This is a genomic window from Rhizobacter sp., from assembly GCF_031412495.1.
GTDB lineage: Bacteria > Pseudomonadota > Gammaproteobacteria > Burkholderiales > Burkholderiaceae_C > Schlegelella_A.
In genome coordinates this window covers 1-16,761 of sequence record NZ_JANODC010000020.1, presented here as the reverse complement: position 1 = coordinate 16,761, position 16,761 = coordinate 1, and the positions used below count along the sequence as shown (strand labels likewise).

Sequence of the window (16,761 nt, the reverse complement as noted above, 5' to 3'; positions counted from 1 at the left end):
TCGCGGCCCTGCGTCTCGCGGATGAACGAGATCAGCTCGCTCGCGTAGCGGAATTCGCCGGCGGTTCCGCTGCCGCTCGGCAGGTCGCCGCGCAGCGCGACCAGGCGGCGGATCTTCTGCGCCCGGTAGGTGGCGAGGATCTCGGCGATGTTCTCGCGCGTCGAGCCGACGCACGACAGGTGCGGCGCGGCTTCCTGGCCGAGCGCGGCAATGTCGGCGACGGCGGCGAGCGTCTTTTCGCGCGTCGCCCCGCCGGCGCCGTAGGTGACGCTGAAGAACTCGGGCCCGGTCGTCGCGAGGTCGGCGACCACCTGCTTCAGCTTCTCGGTGCCCACCGGCGTGTTCGGCGGAAAGAACTCGAAGCTCACCGGCACGGGGAGGCGCATCGTCATGACCCGGCCTTCGCGTCGCGCTGCGGCGCCGCGTGCAGGAAGAACTCGCGTGTACCCTCGCTGCCGGGGGTGGCGCTGTCGAACCAGTCGAGCACGTCCAAGCCGTGGCCGGCGCAGGCCTTGCGCAGCTTCTTCTCGACGTGGCCGTAGGCACTCGCGTTCCTGACCTTGCCGCCCGGGCCGATGTCGACCGGCTGCAGCTCGAACTGCGGCTTGACGAGCAGAAGCAGGGCGCCTTCCGCCAAGGGCACCAGCGCCGGCAGGACGAGCGCCAGCGAGATGAACGACAGGTCGCCGACGACGAGGTCGAAGCGCGGGAACGGCAGCTGGCCCGGCTCGAGATGGCGCGCGTTCACGCCTTCGAGCGCCGTCACGCGCGCGTCGGCGGTCAGGCGCGGATGCAGCTGGCCGTGACCGACGTCGACGCCCACGACGTGCTTCGCGCCGTGCTGCAGCAGCACGTCGGTGAAGCCGCCGGTGCTCTGGCCGATGTCGAGGCAGGTCATGCCGGCGACGTCGATGCCGAGCCGCTGCAGGGCGCCCTCGAGCTTAAGGCCGCCGCGCGAGACGAAGCGCAGCTCGGCGTCGTCGGTGACCTCCAGGCGGGCGTCGTCGGGCAGGTCCTCGCCCGCCTTGTGCGGCACCGCCCAGCCGGCCGGGCTCAGCCAGCGCACCGCGCCGGTCGCGATCAGGCGCTGCGCCGCCGATCGCGTGGGCGCGAGGCCACGCTGCAGGACAAGCTGGTCGGCACGCACGGAAGCGTTATCCCGGCCGGTCAGTAGCGGTAAGTGTCCGGCTTGTACGGGCCCTGCTTCGGCACGCCGATGTAGGCGGCCTGCTCGTCGGTCAGCTCGGTCAGCATCGCGCCGACCTTCTTCAGGTGCAGGCGAGCCACCTTCTCGTCGAGGTGCTTGGGCAGCACGTAGACCTTGCCCACGTCGTAGGCGTCGCTGTGCGAGAACAGCTCGATCTGGGCGATCGTCTGGTTGGCGAAGCTCGAGCTCATGACGAAGCTCGGGTGTCCCGTGCCGCAGCCGAGGTTCACGAGGCGCCCCTTGGCGAGCAGGATGATCCGCTTGCCGTCGGGAAAGATCACGTGGTCGACCTGCGGCTTGATCTCCTCCCATTCGCAATGCTCGAGCGAGGCGATGTCGATCTCGTTGTCGAAGTGGCCGATGTTGCAGACGATCGCCTGGTCCTTCATCGCCGCCATGTGCTCGTGCCGGATGACGCCCTTGTTGCCGGTGGTGGTGACGAAGATGTCGGCCTTGTCGGCGGCGTACTCCATGGTCACGACCTTGTAGCCCTCCATCGCCGCCTGCAGTGCGTTGATCGGGTCGATCTCGGTCACCCACACCTGCGCCGAGAGCGCGCGCAGGGCCTGCGCCGAGCCCTTGCCGACATCGCCGTAGCCGGCCACGCAGGCGACCTTGCCGGCGATCATCACGTCCGTCGCGCGCTTGATGCCGTCGACCAGCGACTCGCGGCAGCCGTAGAGGTTGTCGAACTTGCTCTTGGTCACCGAGTCGTTGACGTTGATGGCGCGGAACAGCAGCGTGCCCTTGGCGCTCATCTCCTTCAGTCGGTGCACGCCGGTCGTCGTCTCCTCGGTGACGCCGATGATCTCGGCGGCCTTCCTCGAGTACCAGGTCGGGTCCTCGCCCAGCTTGGCCTTGATGCTGGCGTAGAGGCAGGTCTCTTCTTCGCTCGTGGGCTTGGACAGGAGCGAGGCGTCCTTCTCGGCCCGCTTGCCGAGGTGCATGAGAAGCGTCGCGTCGCCGCCGTCGTCGAGGATCATGTTCGGGCCTTCGCCCTTCTGGCCCTTGGCGGCGAACTCGAAGATCCGGTGCGTGTAGTCCCAGTAGTCGGCCAGGCTCTCGCCCTTGTAGGCGAAGACCGGCGTCGAGCGCGCGGCGAGCGCGGCGGCGGCGTGGTCCTGGGTCGAGAAGATGTTGCACGAGGCCCAGCGGACGTCGGCGCCGAGCGCCTGCAGCGTCTCGACGAGCACGGCGGTCTGGATCGTCATGTGCAGGCTGCCGGCGATGCGCGCGCCTTTCAGCGGCTGGCTCTTCGCGAACTCCTCGCGGATCGCCATCAGGCCCGGCATCTCGGTCTCGGCGATGCGGATTTCCTTGCGGCCCCAGTCGGCAAGGGAAAGATCGGCCACGACGTGGGGTGCGGCGGCTTGCGGCTTCAGTACGGCATTCATTGCAAAAGGCTCCTGGCAGAAAGAGGAACCCGCACGCCGATCGATCCAGGGAGGCAGTGCTCACCCACGAGACCATCGTGCGGGTGAGCGCGGTTGCAGATCGAACTTTCCGAGCCTGGGACGCGGCCCTTGCGGCCCCGCCTTGCAACGCTCCTCGGAAAGCGCTTTTATTCTATTCGAGTCGCCCGCCGGCTGCGCAAGGCGCGTCCTTATCATGCCCCGGTGATTCCGCCGCACGTGCAGAAGTGGGAGCGCTGCAATGTCGGCGTGCTTCGCAGCGTCGTGGGCGTGCTCACCGACATCGACGACACGCTGACGACCGAGGGCGCGATCCCGATGGGCGTCGCCGCCGCGCTCGCCGCGCTGCGCCAGGCGGGCCTGCCGGTGATCGCGGTGACGGGCCGGCCGATGGGCTGGAGCCTGCCGATCGCCGAGCACACGCCGCTCGCCGCCGTCGTCGCCGAGAACGGGGCCGTGGCGATCTTCGCGGAGGGCGGCGAGTTGCGCGTCGAGTACGCGCAGGGCGCGGTGGAAAGGGCGGCCAACGCGATCCGGCTCGGCGCCGCTGCCGCGCGCATCCTGGCCGCGGTGCCCGGCGCGACCCTGGCCCGCGACAGCGCCGGCCGGGTCACCGACATCGCCGTCGACCACTCGGAGTTCGCGCATCTCCCTGCGGCGCGGATCGAGCAAGTCGTCGCCATCATGCATGCCGAGGGCATGAACGCCACCGTCAGCTCGATCCACATCAACGGCTGGTTCGGCGGCCACACCAAGCTGACCGGCGCGGCCTGGATATGCAGGCGCCTGCTGGCGCGCGACCTCGAAGCCGAGCGGGGGCAGTGGGTCTACGTCGGCGACTCGACCAACGATCAGCTGATGTTCGCGCACTTCCCGCTGTCGGTCGGCGTCGCCAACCTGATGGACTTCGCCGAGCGGCTGACGCAGTGGCCGGCCTACCTCACCGCCTTCGACCGCGGCCGCGGCTTCGTCGAGGTCGCCGAGCGCCTGCTCGCGGCACGCGCGTGACGGCGCGACGAGCGAGGCGGCGGCGGCCCGTCCCGCTGCTCCGGATCTGATGGCCTCGCGTCCCGTGCCGGTGGTGCTGGTCGCGGCGACGCTGGCCCTCGGCTCCGCCGTGTCGCTCGGCTTCGCCCGCTTCGCCTACGCGCTGCTGCTCGCGCCGATGCGCGCCGACCTCGGCTGGAGCTACCTGGTGGCCGGGGCGATGAACACCGTCAACGCCGTCGGCTACCTCGCCGGCGCCTTGCTGACCTCGCCCCTGCTCCGCCGCACGTCGACGCCGCGCCTGTTCGTCGCCAGCACCGCCGCCACCGGCGTCTTCCTGGCCCTGCACGGCGTCGTCCTCGCCGATGCCGCGCTGGTCGCGATGCGCTTCGCGAGCGGCCTGGTCAGCGCCGCGGCCTTGATCTCGGGTGCGCTGCTGGCAGCGCGCCTGGTCGCCACCCGGCCCCCCGAGCCAGCGCCGAACGCTGCAGCCGGCGAGCCGGACCGGCCCGCCCCGAGCGCGGGCCTCGTCCTCGGCGTGTACTACGGCGGCACCGGCCTCGGCATCGTCGTCGCGGCGCTGTTCGTGCCGCCGCTGCTCGGACGCGCCGTCGCCCACGCATGGCAGGCCGCCTGGCTCGGCATCGGTACCCTGGCGCTGCTCGCGACGGTGGCAATGGCGCTCGTGCTGCGCCGCAGCCTGACGGCCGCGCCGGCTGCGACTGAGGCGGCGGTGTCGACGCGGCGCTCGCGGCCCCGCGCGCTCGACGCGGCGATGCTCGCCTACGTGCTGTTCGGCCTCGGCTACATCGGCTACATGACCTTCGTGCTCGCCCTGCTGCGCGAGCAGGGGCTGGGGGCGGACGCCATCGTCGTCTTCTACGTCGTCCTGGGGCTGGCGGTGATCGCCTCGTCGTGGCTGTGGGCGCCGCTGCTGCAGCGCTCGCGCGGCGGCGGCGCGATGAGCCTGCTCAACGGCCTGCTTGCCGTCGCGACGATGCTGCCGGTGCTGAGCAGCCATCCGCTCGCCGTGTTCGCCTCGGGCCTGCTCTTCGGTGCCGTGTTCCTGTCGGCCGTCGCGTCGACGACGGCGCTGGTCCGGCACAACCTCCCGGAGCCGGAATGGGGGCAGTGGATCGGCGCCCTGACCATCGCCTTCGCATCCGGCCAGATCGTCGGGCCGAGCCTGGTCGGCTGGGTCGCCGACCTCGCCGGCGGCCTGCGCGCCGGGCTCGCCTGCTCCGCCGGCGTCCTGCTGCTGGCGGCGATCGCGGCGAGCCGGCAGAAGCCGCTGGCGCCGCCCTGAGTTCGCTCAGAGGCCGAGGAACGCCGCCATCCGGGCCTGCTCGTCGTAGAAGGCGGAGCGGAAGGCGCGCGTCGCCATCGGCTTGCCGGCGAAGCCGGTGTCGATCTCCAGCGCGCCCGAGGCCACCGACGCATTGGCCCAGCCGATGACGCGGTCGCCGAAGAGCAGCGGCAGCGCGTAGTAGCCGAGCTTCCTCTTCGGCGCCGGGGTGTAGGCCTCGAAGCGATACGTCCAGCCCCACAGCAGCTCGAACCGCCTGCGGTCCCAGACGATGGGGTCGAACGGTGCGAGGAAGCGCACCGCCTCGTCGGGTCGCCATCGCGACGAGCGCGGGTTCTCGTCGGCGGGCCAGTACCAGGTGACGCCGTCGATGGTCGTGCTGGCCAAATGCTCGCGCGCCTTCGCCAGCACCGCACGCGCCTCGCTGCGCAGGTGCGGCGCGCCGTAGCCGAGCAGCGAGACCAGGTAGCCGAGGCTCGCCTTCGGCAGCGGCGCGTACTTGCGGATCACCAGCTCGACCAGCTCGGCGGCGCGACGCGAACGCGCCTCGGCATCGTCCTCGGCGGGCGGATGCTCGACCGCCTGGTAGATGCGGATGCCGTTCTCGCGCCGTGCCACGCGCAGCAGGCCGCGGTAGTGCATGCCGTCGAGCAGCTGCGTCGTCGCCAGGCCCGAGCCGCTCCAGTAGTTGGTGATGCGGCCGTGCGCGAACGCCGCCTGCACGACGCGCGGGTGCGTCGGCCCGCGATCCCTGATGAAGGCGAGCAGGGACTGCGCCTTCGCGCGGGTCGCGTCGTCCCAGGCCTTGCGCGGCGTGCGCGGATGCATGAGGGCGAGGTGGCGGCGCGGCAGGAAGCCGTAGTTGACGAGGCAGTCCTCCTCGACGGCCAGGCGCGGATAGCGCCGCTCGAGGTCGCCGGCGCGGTAGCCGGCGACGCGGTGGCGCAAGGTCAGGTCCTGGGCCCGTGCCGGTGCGCGGATCGGGTCGGCCTGCACGAAGCCGAGCTTCTGGATCGCCCGGCCGAGGGTGGTGGGCTTGAAGAGGGTCCGGGCGACGGCATATCGGCGCAGGTCGTCGAGTGTGGGCGGCGCTTTCGACATGCGTCGATGATGCCGCGACGCACGGGCAGCGCCGGTTACAGTCCGCGCCGAAGGAGGGCGAGTCGGGATGTCGAAGATCGGCAAGGTCGCACTGACGGTGCTGATGCTCGCGGGCTTCGGTGCAGCGCTCTACTTCGCCATGCGCGGCCAGTCCACGGCCACCGCCGCACGCACCGAGGCGGAGGCGGTCGCCTCCGCCACCGAGCTGAAGGGCCTGATCGCCCTCGACGTCGAGCCCTTCTTCGCCGACGCGCGAGTGCGCAGGATCCTGGCCGAGAAGCGCCTGCCGGTGGCGGTGACGCGCATCGGCAGCCGCGAGATGGCGTCGCGGGTCGTTCCGGGCGCGATGCCCGACTTCATCTTCCCGTCCGGCGTGGTCGCCGCCAACCAGGTGGCCGCGGCGGCGGCGCAGGCGAAGATCGCCATTGCCCAGTCGTCGCCCTTCCACACGCCGATGGTCATCGCCAGCTGGCAGCCGATCGCGAAGATCCTGGTCGCCAACGGGATGGCCAAGCCGCTCGGCGACCGCACCTACGGCGTCGACATCGCCAGGCTCACCGAGACGATGCTGGCGAAGAAGCGCTGGAAGGACCTCAAGGGCGCCGAGGCCTACGACGTGTCGCGTGGCGTGCTCGTCTCCACCACCGACGTGCGGCGCAGCAACTCGGCGGCGATGTACCTGGCGCTGACCAGCTACGCGAAGCACGGCGACGTCGTCACCGACCGCGCCACCGCGGAGACGGTGACGCGCCAGCTCGCCGACCTGTTCAAGCGCCAGGGCTACCAGGAGAACTACGTCAACGGCAATTTCGACGACTACGTCGCCATCGGCATCGGCAAGACGCCGATGGCCTTCATCTACGAGAACCAGCTCGTCGCCTATGCGCTGGCGAAGAAGGGCGTCGCCGCCGACATGGTCCTCATGTACCCGCAGCCGACCATCGTCAACAAGGTCGTGTTCATTGCCACCAACGAGCGCTCGCGCGCGCTGGCCGACTTGCTGGCGAACAACGCCGACCTGCAGAAGATCGGCGTCGAGTACGGCTTCCGCATCGCCGACACGGGCACCTTTATGCAGGCGGTGAAGCCGACCGGCCTCGCCGTCGAGGAGCGCATCACCCAAGTCGTCGACCCGCCGTCGTTCGACCTGATGGCCGAGATGATCGACATCGTGACCCAGGAGATGGCGAAATGAATGCTCGGCGCCTGATCGTGAATGCACGTGGGCTGCTCGCGGCCCTCGCCGCCGCCGCCCTGCTCGCTGCCTGCGGTCGCGACGAGCCGGCCGCTCCGCCCGCCCCGGTCGCGCCGCCGGCCCCGGCGCTGCCGTTCAACGTCCTGGCCACGACCGACCTGCGCGACGCCCAGGCGCTCGAGGGCATGGTCGAGAAGGCGACGGGCGTCAAGCTGCGCTTCCAGTGGGGCGGCACGATGGAGAGCACCGAGGCCGTGCTGTCCGGCGCCACGAAGGCCGACGCCGCGTGGTTCGCCAACGCCAAGTACCTGCTCTCCGACCCGCAGGGGCAGGCCCGCGTGAAGCTGCAGGAAAAGATCATGCTGTCGCCGATCACCGTCGGCATCAGCCAGTCGGCGGCGAAACGCCTCGGCTGGGACGACCCGGCGGTGGCCGACAAGGTCACCTGGAAGACGATCACCAAGGCGGCGTCCGAAGGCAAGCTGAACTACGCGCTGTCGAATCCGGCGACATCGAACCAGGGCTTCATGGCGCTGATGGGCGTCGTCGCCGCGGCCAGCGACAAGGCCGATGCGCTGTCGGCGGCCGACGTCGACCGCGGCGCCATCGCCGGCTTCCTCAAGGGCTACAAGCTGGCCGGCGACAACTCGACCTACCTGGCCGAAAAGTTCATCGAGCAGCAGGGCACCAAGGTCAACGCCTTCATCAACTACGAGAGCTGGCTGCTGACTTTGAACAACGGCGGCAAGCTGCGCGAGAAGCTCGTCCTCGTCTACCCTAAGGAAGGCGTTTCGACCGCCGACTACCCGTTCATGCTGCTGCAGGACGCACGCCGCGCCGACTACCAGAAGGTGGTCGCCTACCTGAAGGGCGGCGAGGCGCAGACCTGGCTGGCCCGGCAGACGCTGCGCCGGCCGATCAGCGCCGAGGTGGCGGCTCAGGTCGGCGACCTGTTCCCGAAGGAGGGCAGCGTCCGCGTCGAGCTCGCGTTCTCGCCCGACCGCGCCTTGTCGGACGGGCTGATCGACGCCTACCTCAACGAGTTTCGCAAGCCGATCGCGTCGACCTTCGTGCTCGACACCAGCGGCAGCATGGAAGGCCAGGGCCGGCGCCAGCAGCTGGTCCAGGCGATCCACTACATCGCCGGCGCCGACAGCTCGCTGACCGGGCGCCTGGCCAAGCTCACCGACCGCGAGAAGGTCTGGATGCTGCCGTTCTCTGACCGGCCGCGCGAGATGACGTACTTCGAGCTGCCGGCGACGCGCAGCCAGGGCAAGGGCGTGCAGGTGCACGAGGACTCGCAGGCCAAGCAGGAGATGCTGGAGAAGGTGCGCGACTACGCCGACCAGCTGCGCATGACCGGCGGCACGGCCCTGTACGACAGCGTCCTGCTCGCTCTCGAGCACATGGTCGAGCAGAAGAAGAAGAACCCCAACTACCAGTACTCGGTCGTCGCCTTCACCGACGGCGAGAACAACCAGGGCCGCAACCTGAAGGCATTCCAGGCCGCCTACGAGCGCCTGCCCGAAGACGCGCGCGGCATCCCGGTCTTCATGGTCCTCTTCGGCGAAGCCAAGGAGGCCGACCTGAAGGCGATGGTGCAGACGACCGGCGGGCGTGTCTTCGATGCGCGCAAGACGCCGCTGTACGCGGTCTTCAAGGACATCCGCGCGTATCAATGAGCGCGTTCTCTTGGCTCGGGATCGGGACGGCGGGGCGCTCTGCTCCGCTCATGTCCCCCGGACCCAGCCCCGGGGCTGGGTCCTCCTCCTTTACTTCGCTGCGCAGAGCGCCCCACCGTCCCGATCCTGCACCATCTTGGCACCGCGCCTGGTTGAGCACGACGGATCGGGCCGAGGGCGTCGGGTGGCCGATGGAGCGAAGTAAAGGAGGAGGCTCGGGGCGCCCTCGCCCCGAGCCGGGGGACATGAGCGCAATCGGCCACCCGATGACGTCGGCCCGCGCGTAAAGCTGACACGGGCATGTTCGCGAAGCTTTCACGGATCCTCGTCAGCCCCGCCAACTGGACCGGGCTCGCGCTGGCGACCGCCGTGCTGGTGCTGAAGGCGCTGGGCCTGATCGGCATCGCCGGGCTGCCGCTGGCGCTGTTCGGGTACGTGGCCGGCTTCGTCGCCGGCGGCATGTGGCTGGGCTTTCCGACGCTCGCGGGGCCGCAGTGGGAGGGCGATGCGCTGGAGTTCAGCGACGACGGCGACGCGCGCGAGGCGATGGGTCGGGCCTTGCGGGCGGTGCGCGGGCTGGTCCAGTTCAATCCCGACAACCGCTTGCCGGCGAGCCTGCAGGCGAAGGTGCTCGACCTGTGCACGGCGCTCGAGTCGCTGCTCTCGCAGTGGGAGCGCAGCAAGGGCGCGCTGTCGCTGCAAGAGGGCTTCCATGCGCGGCACATCGCCATCTCGTACCTGCCCGACGCGCTGAAGACCTACCTGTCGATCCCGGCGCAGTACGCCAACTCGAGGCCGATCCACGACGGCAAGACGGCGGTCGACATCTTCCGCGGCACGCTGGTCGAGCTCGAAGGCAAGGTGGCGCAGCTGGCTGACGACCTGGCCAGCCAGGACGCGCACGCGTTCCTCGCCCATTCGCAGTTCCTGCACGAGAAGTTCGGCAGCACCGGCATCCTGCCGGCCCCCGGCGCAACGGCCGGCACCCTGGAGAAACGCCCGCACCATGGCAACCCCTGATTCCCGGCCGCCGGCCACCGCCACCGCGCCCTCGTTCCAGCTGACGCCGCCCGAGGTCATCGTGCCGGTGCCGGCCGAACGGGCGCCGGCCGCGGTGCCGCTTTCGGCGGAGACGGCGAGCGCCGTCGACGCCCAGGTCGCCCGCTTCATCGATGCGCTGATGACGGAAAACGTGCACTCGACCGAGTTCAAGTCCAAGCTCGACAGCGCCTTCGCCCTCGGCCGCGCCGAAATCTCGAACGCCGCCGGGCTGATGCAGGGCCGCTTCCTGCAGCGCAACTTCATCGGCGCCGAGGAGACGCCGGCGTACCGGGCGATCGGCGAGATCCGCGGCCTGCTCGATACGCTCAACCCCGGCAAGGAAGGCGACCTGCTGGCGCCGAACAAGATCCTGGGCGTGATCCCGTTCGGAAACAAGCTGAAGGCCTACTTCCGCAAGTTCGAGAACGCCGGCAACCAGCTGCAGAAGGCCATCGAGCAGCTCTACGCGGCCCGCGACGACGTCCAGCTCGACATCGCCGACATCGAGGCGACTCGTGCCAAGCTGTGGGACTCGATGCAGAAGCTCGCCGCCGCGGCGCAATTCGCGACGACGCTCGACCAGCGCCTGGCCGAGCGTGTCGCCGCGCTGAAGTCCAGCGATCCGGAGCGCGCCAAGGCGCTCGAGCAGGAGGTGCTGTTCTATGCGCGGCAGAACCTGCAGGACATCCTCACCCAGCAGGCGGTGTGCGTCAACGGCTACCTGGCCCTGGACGTGCTGAAGAAGACCGGCCGCGAGATGATGAACGGCTGCAACCGGGTCGCCACGACCGGCATGAGCGCCCTCGCCGTGGCGCAGACGGTGGCCCGCGCCACCGGCAACCAGGTGGCGACGATGGACATGCTGAAGGGCGTCAACGCCACCATCGGCACGCTCATCGAGCAGACCGGCAAGCAGCTCAACACGCACGTCGAGCGGACGGCCGAGTTCGCCACCCACCCGATGATCGGCATCGAGACCATGCAGTCGATGTTCGACCAGACCTTCAAGGCGATGGACGCGATGGACAGCTTCCGCACCAAGGCGATCGACGTCATGGGCCGCAACAACGAGATCATCCGCGGCCAGATCGAGAAGAGCGAAAGCTACGTCGACCGGGTTCGCCAGCAGCGGGCGAAGGAGGCCGGCGGCGCGGCGATCAGCGGGCCGGTGGCGCTGTAGCCCGGGCGCGGGTCGCGGACGCGGGACGCTGCCCGGGCCTCAGCCGCCGATCGACATCTTCCGGCAGGCGTCGGCGCAGGCGCGGCAGGCGGCGGCGCAGGCCCGGCAGTGCTCGTGCTCGTGGCGCTCGCATTCGTCGCCGCAGGCGTCGCAGATCTCGGCGCAGGTGGCGCAGATCGCCCCCATGAGCTCGCTGCCGCGGGCCACGGCGCCGGCAGCGAACTGGCAGGCGGCGGCGCAGTCGATGTCGAGCGCGATGCAGCGGGCCATCGTCTTGACGTCTTCGTCGTCACGCAGGCAGGCCGCCGCGCACTGGTGGCACGCGGCGGCGCACGCGTTGCAGGCATCGATGCAGGACTGGAGGGCGGTGCCTTGCGGCATGGCGGGCCTTTCGCGTCGGAGGACGCGAACTCCGGCAAGAGATGTTCCCGCCGCGCTACAACCCGGCGGAGGCACGCAGTGCGGCTGCCTTGTCGGTCTTCTCCCAGCTGAACTCGGGCTCGTCACGGCCGAAGTGCCCGTACGCGGCCGTCTTCTCGTAGATCGGCCGCAGCAGGTCCAGCATCTGGATGATCCCTTTCGGGCGCAGGTCGAAGTGCTCGTGCACCAGCTTCTCGATCTCGTGGTCGTCGATCCTGCCCGTGCCTTCGGTATAGATCGTGACGTTCATCGGCCGGGCGACGCCTATCGCATAGGCGACCTGGATCTGGCACTGCCGGGCCAGGCCGGCGGCGACGATGTTCTTGGCCACGTAGCGGGCGGCGTAGGCGGCCGAGCGGTCGACCTTCGACGGATCCTTGCCGGAAAACGCGCCGCCGCCGTGCGGGCAGGCGCCGCCGTAGGTGTCGACGATGATCTTGCGGCCGGTCAGGCCGCAGTCGCCCTGCGGGCCGCCGATGACGAAGCGGCCGGTCGGGTTGACGAGGTAGCGCGTTTCCTTCAGCCACTCCTTCGGCAGCACCGGCTTGATGATCTCCTCGATCACCTGCTCGATGAACGAGGCCTTCATTTTCGTCGGCGTCTCGCTCTGGCTCGGGTCGTGCTGGCTCGACAGGACGACGGTGTCGATCGAGTGCGGCTTGCCGTCGACGTAGCGCATCGTCACCTGGCTCTTCGCGTCCGGGCGCAGGAACGGCATGCGGCCGTCCTTCCTCAGCTGCGCCTGGCGCTCGACGAGGCGGTGCGCGTAGTAGATCGGCGCCGGCATCAGGTCGGGCGTCTCGTCGCAGGCGTAGCCGAACATCAGGCCCTGGTCGCCGGCGCCGGTGTTGAGGTGGTCGTCGCTGGCATGGTCGACGCCCTGGGCGATGTCGTTGCTCTGCTTGTCGTAGCAGACCATGACCGCGCAGCCCTTGTAGTCGATGCCGTACTCGGTGTTGTCGTAGCCGATGCGCTTGATCGTGTCGCGCGCGACCTGGATGTAGTCGACGTGGGCGTTGGTCGTGATCTCGCCGGCGAGGACCACCAGGCCGGTGTTGCACAGCGTCTCGGCAGCGACGCGCGAGCGGGGGTCGACCGTGAAGATCGCGTCGAGGATCGCGTCCGAGATCTGGTCGGCGACCTTGTCGGGGTGGCCTTCGGAAACCGATTCGGAAGTGAAGAGGAAGTCGTTCGACACGCTGTAGCTCCAGTGACACGGCCCGCAATGAAGGATTGCGTTGCCGGCCTTGGGCTCTGGAGGAGCGGCGAACGCTTTAGCGGAATTCTTTGACGTCGCCCCGCAAGTAGTTCAGTAACTCGGCGACCCGGCGATTATAGGAAGCCCTTGCGCCTTTCCGGCTGCCTCGATACTTCCCCCTGCGTGCAGTCCGCGCGCGGCGGCGCCGAGCCGCTCGACCGGGAGGAGTGGGCGTGGGTGCGCGGGTTCTGCTGGCCGTGCTGTGGCTGGTCCACTGGCTTCCGCTGGGCGTGCAGGCCGCATTGGGCCGGCTGCTGGGCGGCGTCGCGCACCGGCTCGTGTCGTCGCGCCGGCGCGTCGCCGCGCGCAACATCGAGCTGTGCTTTCCCGAGCTGGCCGCTGCCGACCGCGCCCGGCTGGTCCGCGAGCACTTCGGCTGGCTCGGCCGCAGCGTCCTGGAGCGCGGCCTGCTCTGGTATGCGCCGCGCTCCCGCCTGGAGCGGCTGATCCGCGTCGAGGGCGACGTCGGCCTGGCCGAGCGCAGCGAGCGACCGGTCATGTGGCTGGTGCCGCACTTCATGGGCCTCGACGTCGCCGGCACGGCCGTCCTCCTGTTCCAGAACCGCAAGGTGGTGTCGATCTACCAGCGGCAGAGCAATGCCGTGATGGACGCGGCCCTGCGCCGCGGCCGGCTGCGCCTCGGCAACGCCGAGATCTTCTCGCGCGACGACGGGGGCAAGCCGCTGGTGCGCGCCATCCGTCGCGGCGACGCGTTCTTCAATCTGCCCGACATGGACTTCGGCCTGCGCGACGCGGCCTTCGTGCCCTTCTTCGGCGTGCCGGCGGCGACGCTGCTCGCCCCGTCGCGCCTGGCCCGGGCCCTGCACATGGTCGTCCAGCCGGTGATCGCCGAAATGCTGCCGGACGGGCAGGGCTACCGGGTCCGCTTCGAGCCGCCCTGGCCCGACTTCCCCAGCGACGACCCGCTCGCCGATACCGCCCGCATGAACCGCTGGTTCGAGGCCGAGATCCGCCGCAACCCGGCGCAGTACCTGTGGGTCCACCGCCGGTTCAAGACCCGACCGGCGGGACAAGCATCGCTGTATTGAGAGCCCGCGCCCCGGGCCGCGCCGCAGCGCGGCCGGATAATCGGCCGATGCGGATTCGCTTCACGAAGATGCAGGGCGCGGGCAACGACTTCGTCGTCATCGACGCGACGCGGGCGCCATTCGCGCTCAGCCGCGAGCAGCTGCGCCGCCTCGGCGACCGCCGCTTCGGCGTTGGCGCCGACCAGATCCTGGTCGTCGAGCCGGCGCGCTCGCCCGGCGTCGATTTCGCCTACCGCATCTTCAACGGCGCCGACGGCAACGAGGTCGAGCAGTGCGGCAACGGCGCGCGCTGCTTCGTCCGCTACGTGCTCGACAAGGGCCTGGCGACCCGCCCGACCTTGCGCGTCGAGACGATGAACGGCCGGCTCGAGCTCGTCGCCCATGGCGACGGACGGGTCACGGTGGACATGGGCCGTCCGTCCGGATTCGCCGTCGAGACCCTCGACGTCGGCGGACGCGCCGTCGAGCTGGTGCTGCTGTCGATGGGCAACCCGCACGCGGTGCAGTTCGTCGCCGACGTCGACGCGGCGCCGGTCGCGGCGACTGGCCCGCTCATCGAGCGGCACGTCCGCTTTCCCGACGGCGTCAACGCCGGCTTCGCCCAGGTCGTCGCGCGCGACCGCCTGCGCCTGCGCGTGCACGAACGCGGCGCCGGCGAGACCCTGGCCTGCGGCAGCGGCGCCTGCGCCGCGGTCGTCGCCGGCGTCTGCCACCGCCGGCTCGCCGCCCGCGTCGAGGTCGTGGCGCGCGGCGGCGTCCTCGCGATCGAATGGCAGGGAAGCCCGACCCGCATGGACGAGCCGGTGCGAATGACCGGCCCGGCGGAGACTGTTTTCGAAGGAGAGATCGACCTATGAGCACCAGAGCAGCATGAGCATCACGCAGGGCGGCACGCAACTCGGCGTGCAGGGCATCACCGAAGCCGACATCGCCAACTACCTGGCTGCGAGCCCGGGCTTCTTCGAGCGCCACGCCGAGCTGCTCAGCACGGTGCAGCTGACCAGCCCGCACGGGCAGCGCGCCGTCTCGCTGCAGGAGCGGCAGATGGAAATGCTGCGCGACAAGATCAAGGGGCTCGAGCGGCAGATCATCGAGATGGTCCGCCACGGGCAGGAGAACGTCGCCATCGCCGACAAGCTGCACCGCTGGACCCGGGCCCTGATGCTCACCGCCGATGCGGCCGAGCTGCCCGACGTGCTCGTCGCCGAGCTGACGCACCAGTTCATGATTCCGCAGGCGGCGATCCGCGTCTGGGACGCCGGCCCGGCGCACGCCGGCCGCGTCTTCGCGCAGCCTGTGGGCGACGAGGTGAAGAGCTTCGCGGGCAGCCTGGGTGCGCCGTACTGCGGCCTCAATTCCGGTTTCGAGGCGGTGCAGTGGCTGGCCGCGCCGACCACCGCGCTGTCGATCGCGCTCGTGCCGCTGCGCCGCGCGGAGGTCGCCGGCAGCGCCGCCTTCGGCCTGCTCGTCCTCGCCTCGCCCGACCCGACGCGTTATTCGCCCGACATGGGCACCGAGTTCCTGGTCCGCATCGGTGCCCTGGCGAGCGCGGCGCTGGCGCGGCTGCTGCCGCCCGGATGAGCACGCCGGCAGAGCCGGAGCGCCGGCGGTCGGCCCTCGACCGAGCTGTCGATCCGGATGCCGAGCCGGTAGTCGAGCCGGCGGCCGTTCCCGCGGTCGATCCGGCGATCGCCGACCACCTCGCGCATCTTCAGGTCGAGCGCCGCCTGGCGCCGCGCACCCTGGCGATGTACGGCGCCGCGTTCGCACGGCTGCAATCGTTCGCGGCGGCTGCCGGGGTCGCGATCGAGGCGGTCCAGGTGCAGCAGGTCCGGCGCTGGGCGGCCCAGCTGCACGCCGGCGGGCTGGCGCCGCGCTCGATCGCGATCGAGCTCTCTGCCTGGCGCGGGCTCTACCGGTGGCTCGGCCGGCACGGCCGGGTCGCCGCCAACCCGGTCGACGGCGTGCGCGCGCCGCGCGCCGCCAAGCCGCTGCCGAAGGCCCTGTCCGTCGACCACGCGGTCGCCCTGGCCATGCACCGCGGCGAGGGCGGCAACGCCGCCCTGCAGGCCCGCGACGCCTGCATCGTCGAGCTCCTCTACGGCTGCGGCCTGCGCGTCGGCGAGCTGGTCGGGCTCGACATCGCCGCGAGCGGCTCGGCCGCGGGCTGGATCGACGCCCCCGCCGCCAGCGCGCACGTGCTCGGCAAGGGCGGCAAGCGACGCAGCGTCCCGGTCGGCCGGCCGGCGCTGGCGGCGCTCGCCGCCTGGCTCGGCCTGCGCGAGGGCATCGCGCGGGCTGGCGAGCCGGCGCTCTTCGTCAGCACCCGCGGCACGCGCCTCACGGCAAGCCAGGTCCGCTCGCGGCTGAAGGCCGGCGCGATCGCCGCCGGCGTGCCGACGCACGTCCATCCGCACATGCTGCGCCACTCGTTCGCCTCGCACGTGCTGCAGTCGAGCGGCGACCTGCGTGCCGTGCAGGAGCTGCTCGGCCACGCCAACATCACGACGACGCAGGTCTACACCAAGCTCGACTTCGGCCACCTGTCCAAGGTGTACGACGCCGCCCACCCGCGCGCCAGGAAGCGGAGCACGCCTTCGGGCTGAACCGCCGGCCGATGAAGACGATCCGGCTGCGCCCCGGCAAGGAGCGCTCGCTGCTGCGCCGCCACCCGTGGGTCTTCGAAGGGAGCGTCGGCGGCGGCAAGGCCGACAACGGCGAGACGGTGCGCGTCGAGGACAGCGGCGGCCGCTTCCTGGCCTGGGCCGCGTACAGCCCGCAATCGCTGATCCGCCTGCGCGCCTGGAGCTTCGACGAGCAGGAGCGCATCGACGCCGCCTTCTTCGCACGTCGCATCGCCGCCGCGATCGAGGTCCGGTCGCGCCTGCCGATCGCCAGCGACGGCCTGCGCCTGGTGCACGGC

The 16,761-nt window shown here is 70.6% G+C and carries 16 protein-coding genes, 1 pseudogene and 1 riboswitch; of the genes and pseudogenes, 11 read left to right on the top strand and 6 right to left on the bottom strand.

Going from position 1 to position 16,761, the window contains the following annotated elements; all coding sequences use genetic code 11:
- From AC30N0_RS00810 to ahcY, 3 genes are all read right to left on the bottom strand, one after another.
- Positions 1-392, bottom strand: a 392-nt coding sequence (locus tag AC30N0_RS00810) for a methylenetetrahydrofolate reductase (protein ID WP_489516045.1), incomplete at its 3' end; no start/stop codon positions are given.
- The gene (locus AC30N0_RS00805) at positions 389-1,147 is read right to left on the bottom strand and encodes a TlyA family RNA methyltransferase (RefSeq protein WP_489516044.1); all 759 of its coding nucleotides are present in this window, start codon (positions 1,145-1,147) and stop codon (positions 389-391) included. The genes AC30N0_RS00810 and AC30N0_RS00805, both read right to left, overlap by 4 nt.
- A 20-nt stretch (positions 1,148-1,167) precedes the next feature.
- Entirely contained in the window at positions 1,168-2,601 is a 1,434-nt protein-coding gene (gene ahcY / locus AC30N0_RS00800; RefSeq protein WP_489516043.1) for an adenosylhomocysteinase, read from the bottom strand.
- 78 nt (positions 2,602-2,679) lie between these two features.
- Positions 2,680-2,763: riboswitch (S-adenosyl-L-homocysteine riboswitch) on the bottom strand.
- A 60-nt stretch (positions 2,764-2,823) separates the two neighbouring features.
- Between ahcY and AC30N0_RS00795 the strand changes: the two genes are divergently transcribed.
- Entirely contained in the window at positions 2,824-3,627 is an 804-nt protein-coding gene (locus tag AC30N0_RS00795) for an HAD-IIB family hydrolase (protein ID WP_489516042.1), read from the top strand.
- A 49-nt stretch (positions 3,628-3,676) separates the two neighbouring features.
- Complete coding sequence (locus AC30N0_RS00790; protein WP_489516041.1) at positions 3,677-4,912, top strand: YbfB/YjiJ family MFS transporter; 1,236 nt, start codon at positions 3,677-3,679, stop codon at positions 4,910-4,912.
- Between the two features lie 6 nt (positions 4,913-4,918).
- On the opposite strand, the gene AC30N0_RS00785 is transcribed toward AC30N0_RS00790, so the two are convergent.
- Positions 4,919-6,013, bottom strand: a complete 1,095-nt coding sequence (locus AC30N0_RS00785) for a DNA glycosylase AlkZ-like family protein (protein WP_489516040.1) — start codon at positions 6,011-6,013, stop codon at positions 4,919-4,921.
- 67 nt (positions 6,014-6,080) lie between these two features.
- On the opposite strand from AC30N0_RS00785, the gene AC30N0_RS00780 reads away from it, so the two are divergent.
- The 4 genes from AC30N0_RS00780 (at position 6,081) to AC30N0_RS00765 (ending at position 11,111) form a co-directional block, all read left to right on the top strand.
- Positions 6,081-7,208, top strand: coding sequence for a hypothetical protein (locus tag AC30N0_RS00780; protein ID WP_489516039.1), 1,128 nt, complete (start codon positions 6,081-6,083; stop codon positions 7,206-7,208).
- A 17-nt stretch (positions 7,209-7,225) separates the two neighbouring features.
- On the top strand, positions 7,226-8,890 hold the full coding sequence (locus AC30N0_RS00775) for a vWA domain-containing protein (protein WP_489516038.1): 1,665 nt from the start codon (positions 7,226-7,228) through the stop codon (positions 8,888-8,890).
- 300 nt (positions 8,891-9,190) lie between these two features.
- Complete coding sequence (locus tag AC30N0_RS00770; RefSeq protein WP_489516037.1) at positions 9,191-9,910, top strand: hypothetical protein; 720 nt, start codon at positions 9,191-9,193, stop codon at positions 9,908-9,910.
- Positions 9,897-11,111, top strand: a complete 1,215-nt coding sequence (locus tag AC30N0_RS00765) for a toxic anion resistance protein (protein WP_489516036.1) — start codon at positions 9,897-9,899, stop codon at positions 11,109-11,111. Before AC30N0_RS00770 ends, AC30N0_RS00765 begins: the two co-directional genes overlap by 14 nt.
- 39 nt (positions 11,112-11,150) lie before the next feature.
- Here the strand turns inward: AC30N0_RS00765 and AC30N0_RS00760 are convergent, their stop codons facing one another.
- Positions 11,151-11,492, bottom strand: coding sequence for a four-helix bundle copper-binding protein (locus AC30N0_RS00760; RefSeq protein WP_489516035.1), 342 nt, complete (start codon positions 11,490-11,492; stop codon positions 11,151-11,153).
- A 55-nt stretch (positions 11,493-11,547) separates the two neighbouring features.
- Positions 11,548-12,729: a methionine adenosyltransferase gene (gene metK, locus AC30N0_RS00755; protein WP_489516034.1), complete on the bottom strand. Its 1,182-nt coding sequence runs from the start codon at positions 12,727-12,729 to the stop codon at positions 11,548-11,550.
- A 233-nt stretch (positions 12,730-12,962) separates the two neighbouring features.
- On the opposite strand from metK, the gene AC30N0_RS00750 reads away from it, so the two are divergent.
- The 5 genes and pseudogenes from AC30N0_RS00750 to AC30N0_RS00730 all read left to right on the top strand — a co-directional run.
- Positions 12,963-13,838 carry an LpxL/LpxP family acyltransferase gene (locus AC30N0_RS00750; protein ID WP_489516033.1) on the top strand — a complete coding sequence of 292 codons (876 nt, stop codon included), beginning with the start codon at positions 12,963-12,965 and terminating at the stop codon, positions 13,836-13,838.
- Between the two features lie 47 nt (positions 13,839-13,885).
- Complete coding sequence (gene dapF / locus AC30N0_RS00745; RefSeq protein WP_489516032.1) at positions 13,886-14,695, top strand: diaminopimelate epimerase; 810 nt, start codon at positions 13,886-13,888, stop codon at positions 14,693-14,695.
- A 13-nt stretch (positions 14,696-14,708) separates the two neighbouring features.
- The gene (locus AC30N0_RS00740) at positions 14,709-15,419 is read left to right on the top strand and encodes a DUF484 family protein (protein WP_489516031.1); all 711 of its coding nucleotides are present in this window, start codon (positions 14,709-14,711) and stop codon (positions 15,417-15,419) included.
- Positions 15,416-16,444, top strand: a complete 1,029-nt coding sequence (locus tag AC30N0_RS00735; RefSeq protein WP_489516030.1) for a tyrosine recombinase XerC — start codon at positions 15,416-15,418, stop codon at positions 16,442-16,444. Before AC30N0_RS00740 ends, AC30N0_RS00735 begins: the two co-directional genes overlap by 4 nt.
- Positions 16,445-16,455: 11 nt before the next feature.
- Positions 16,456-16,761, top strand: a pseudogene (locus tag AC30N0_RS00730) (23S rRNA (cytosine(1962)-C(5))-methyltransferase RlmI); the annotation flags it as partial.

Coding starts and splice junctions, on each gene's coding strand:
- AC30N0_RS00740 (WP_489516031.1), top strand. CDS start 14,709: ATGAGCATCACGCAGGGCGGCACGCAACTCGGCGTGCAGGGCATCACC.
- AC30N0_RS00765 (WP_489516036.1), top strand. CDS start 9,897: ATGGCAACCCCTGATTCCCGGCCGCCGGCCACCGCCACCGCGCCCTCG.
- AC30N0_RS00760 (WP_489516035.1), bottom strand. CDS start 11,492: ATGCCGCAAGGCACCGCCCTCCAGTCCTGCATCGATGCCTGCAACGCG.
- AC30N0_RS00735 (WP_489516030.1), top strand. CDS start 15,416: ATGAGCACGCCGGCAGAGCCGGAGCGCCGGCGGTCGGCCCTCGACCGA.
- dapF (WP_489516032.1), top strand. CDS start 13,886: ATGCGGATTCGCTTCACGAAGATGCAGGGCGCGGGCAACGACTTCGTC.
- ahcY (WP_489516043.1), bottom strand. CDS start 2,601: ATGAATGCCGTACTGAAGCCGCAAGCCGCCGCACCCCACGTCGTGGCC.
- AC30N0_RS00780 (WP_489516039.1), top strand. CDS start 6,081: ATGTCGAAGATCGGCAAGGTCGCACTGACGGTGCTGATGCTCGCGGGC.
- AC30N0_RS00770 (WP_489516037.1), top strand. CDS start 9,191: ATGTTCGCGAAGCTTTCACGGATCCTCGTCAGCCCCGCCAACTGGACC.
- AC30N0_RS00785 (WP_489516040.1), bottom strand. CDS start 6,013: ATGTCGAAAGCGCCGCCCACACTCGACGACCTGCGCCGATATGCCGTC.
- AC30N0_RS00790 (WP_489516041.1), top strand. CDS start 3,677: ATGGCCTCGCGTCCCGTGCCGGTGGTGCTGGTCGCGGCGACGCTGGCC.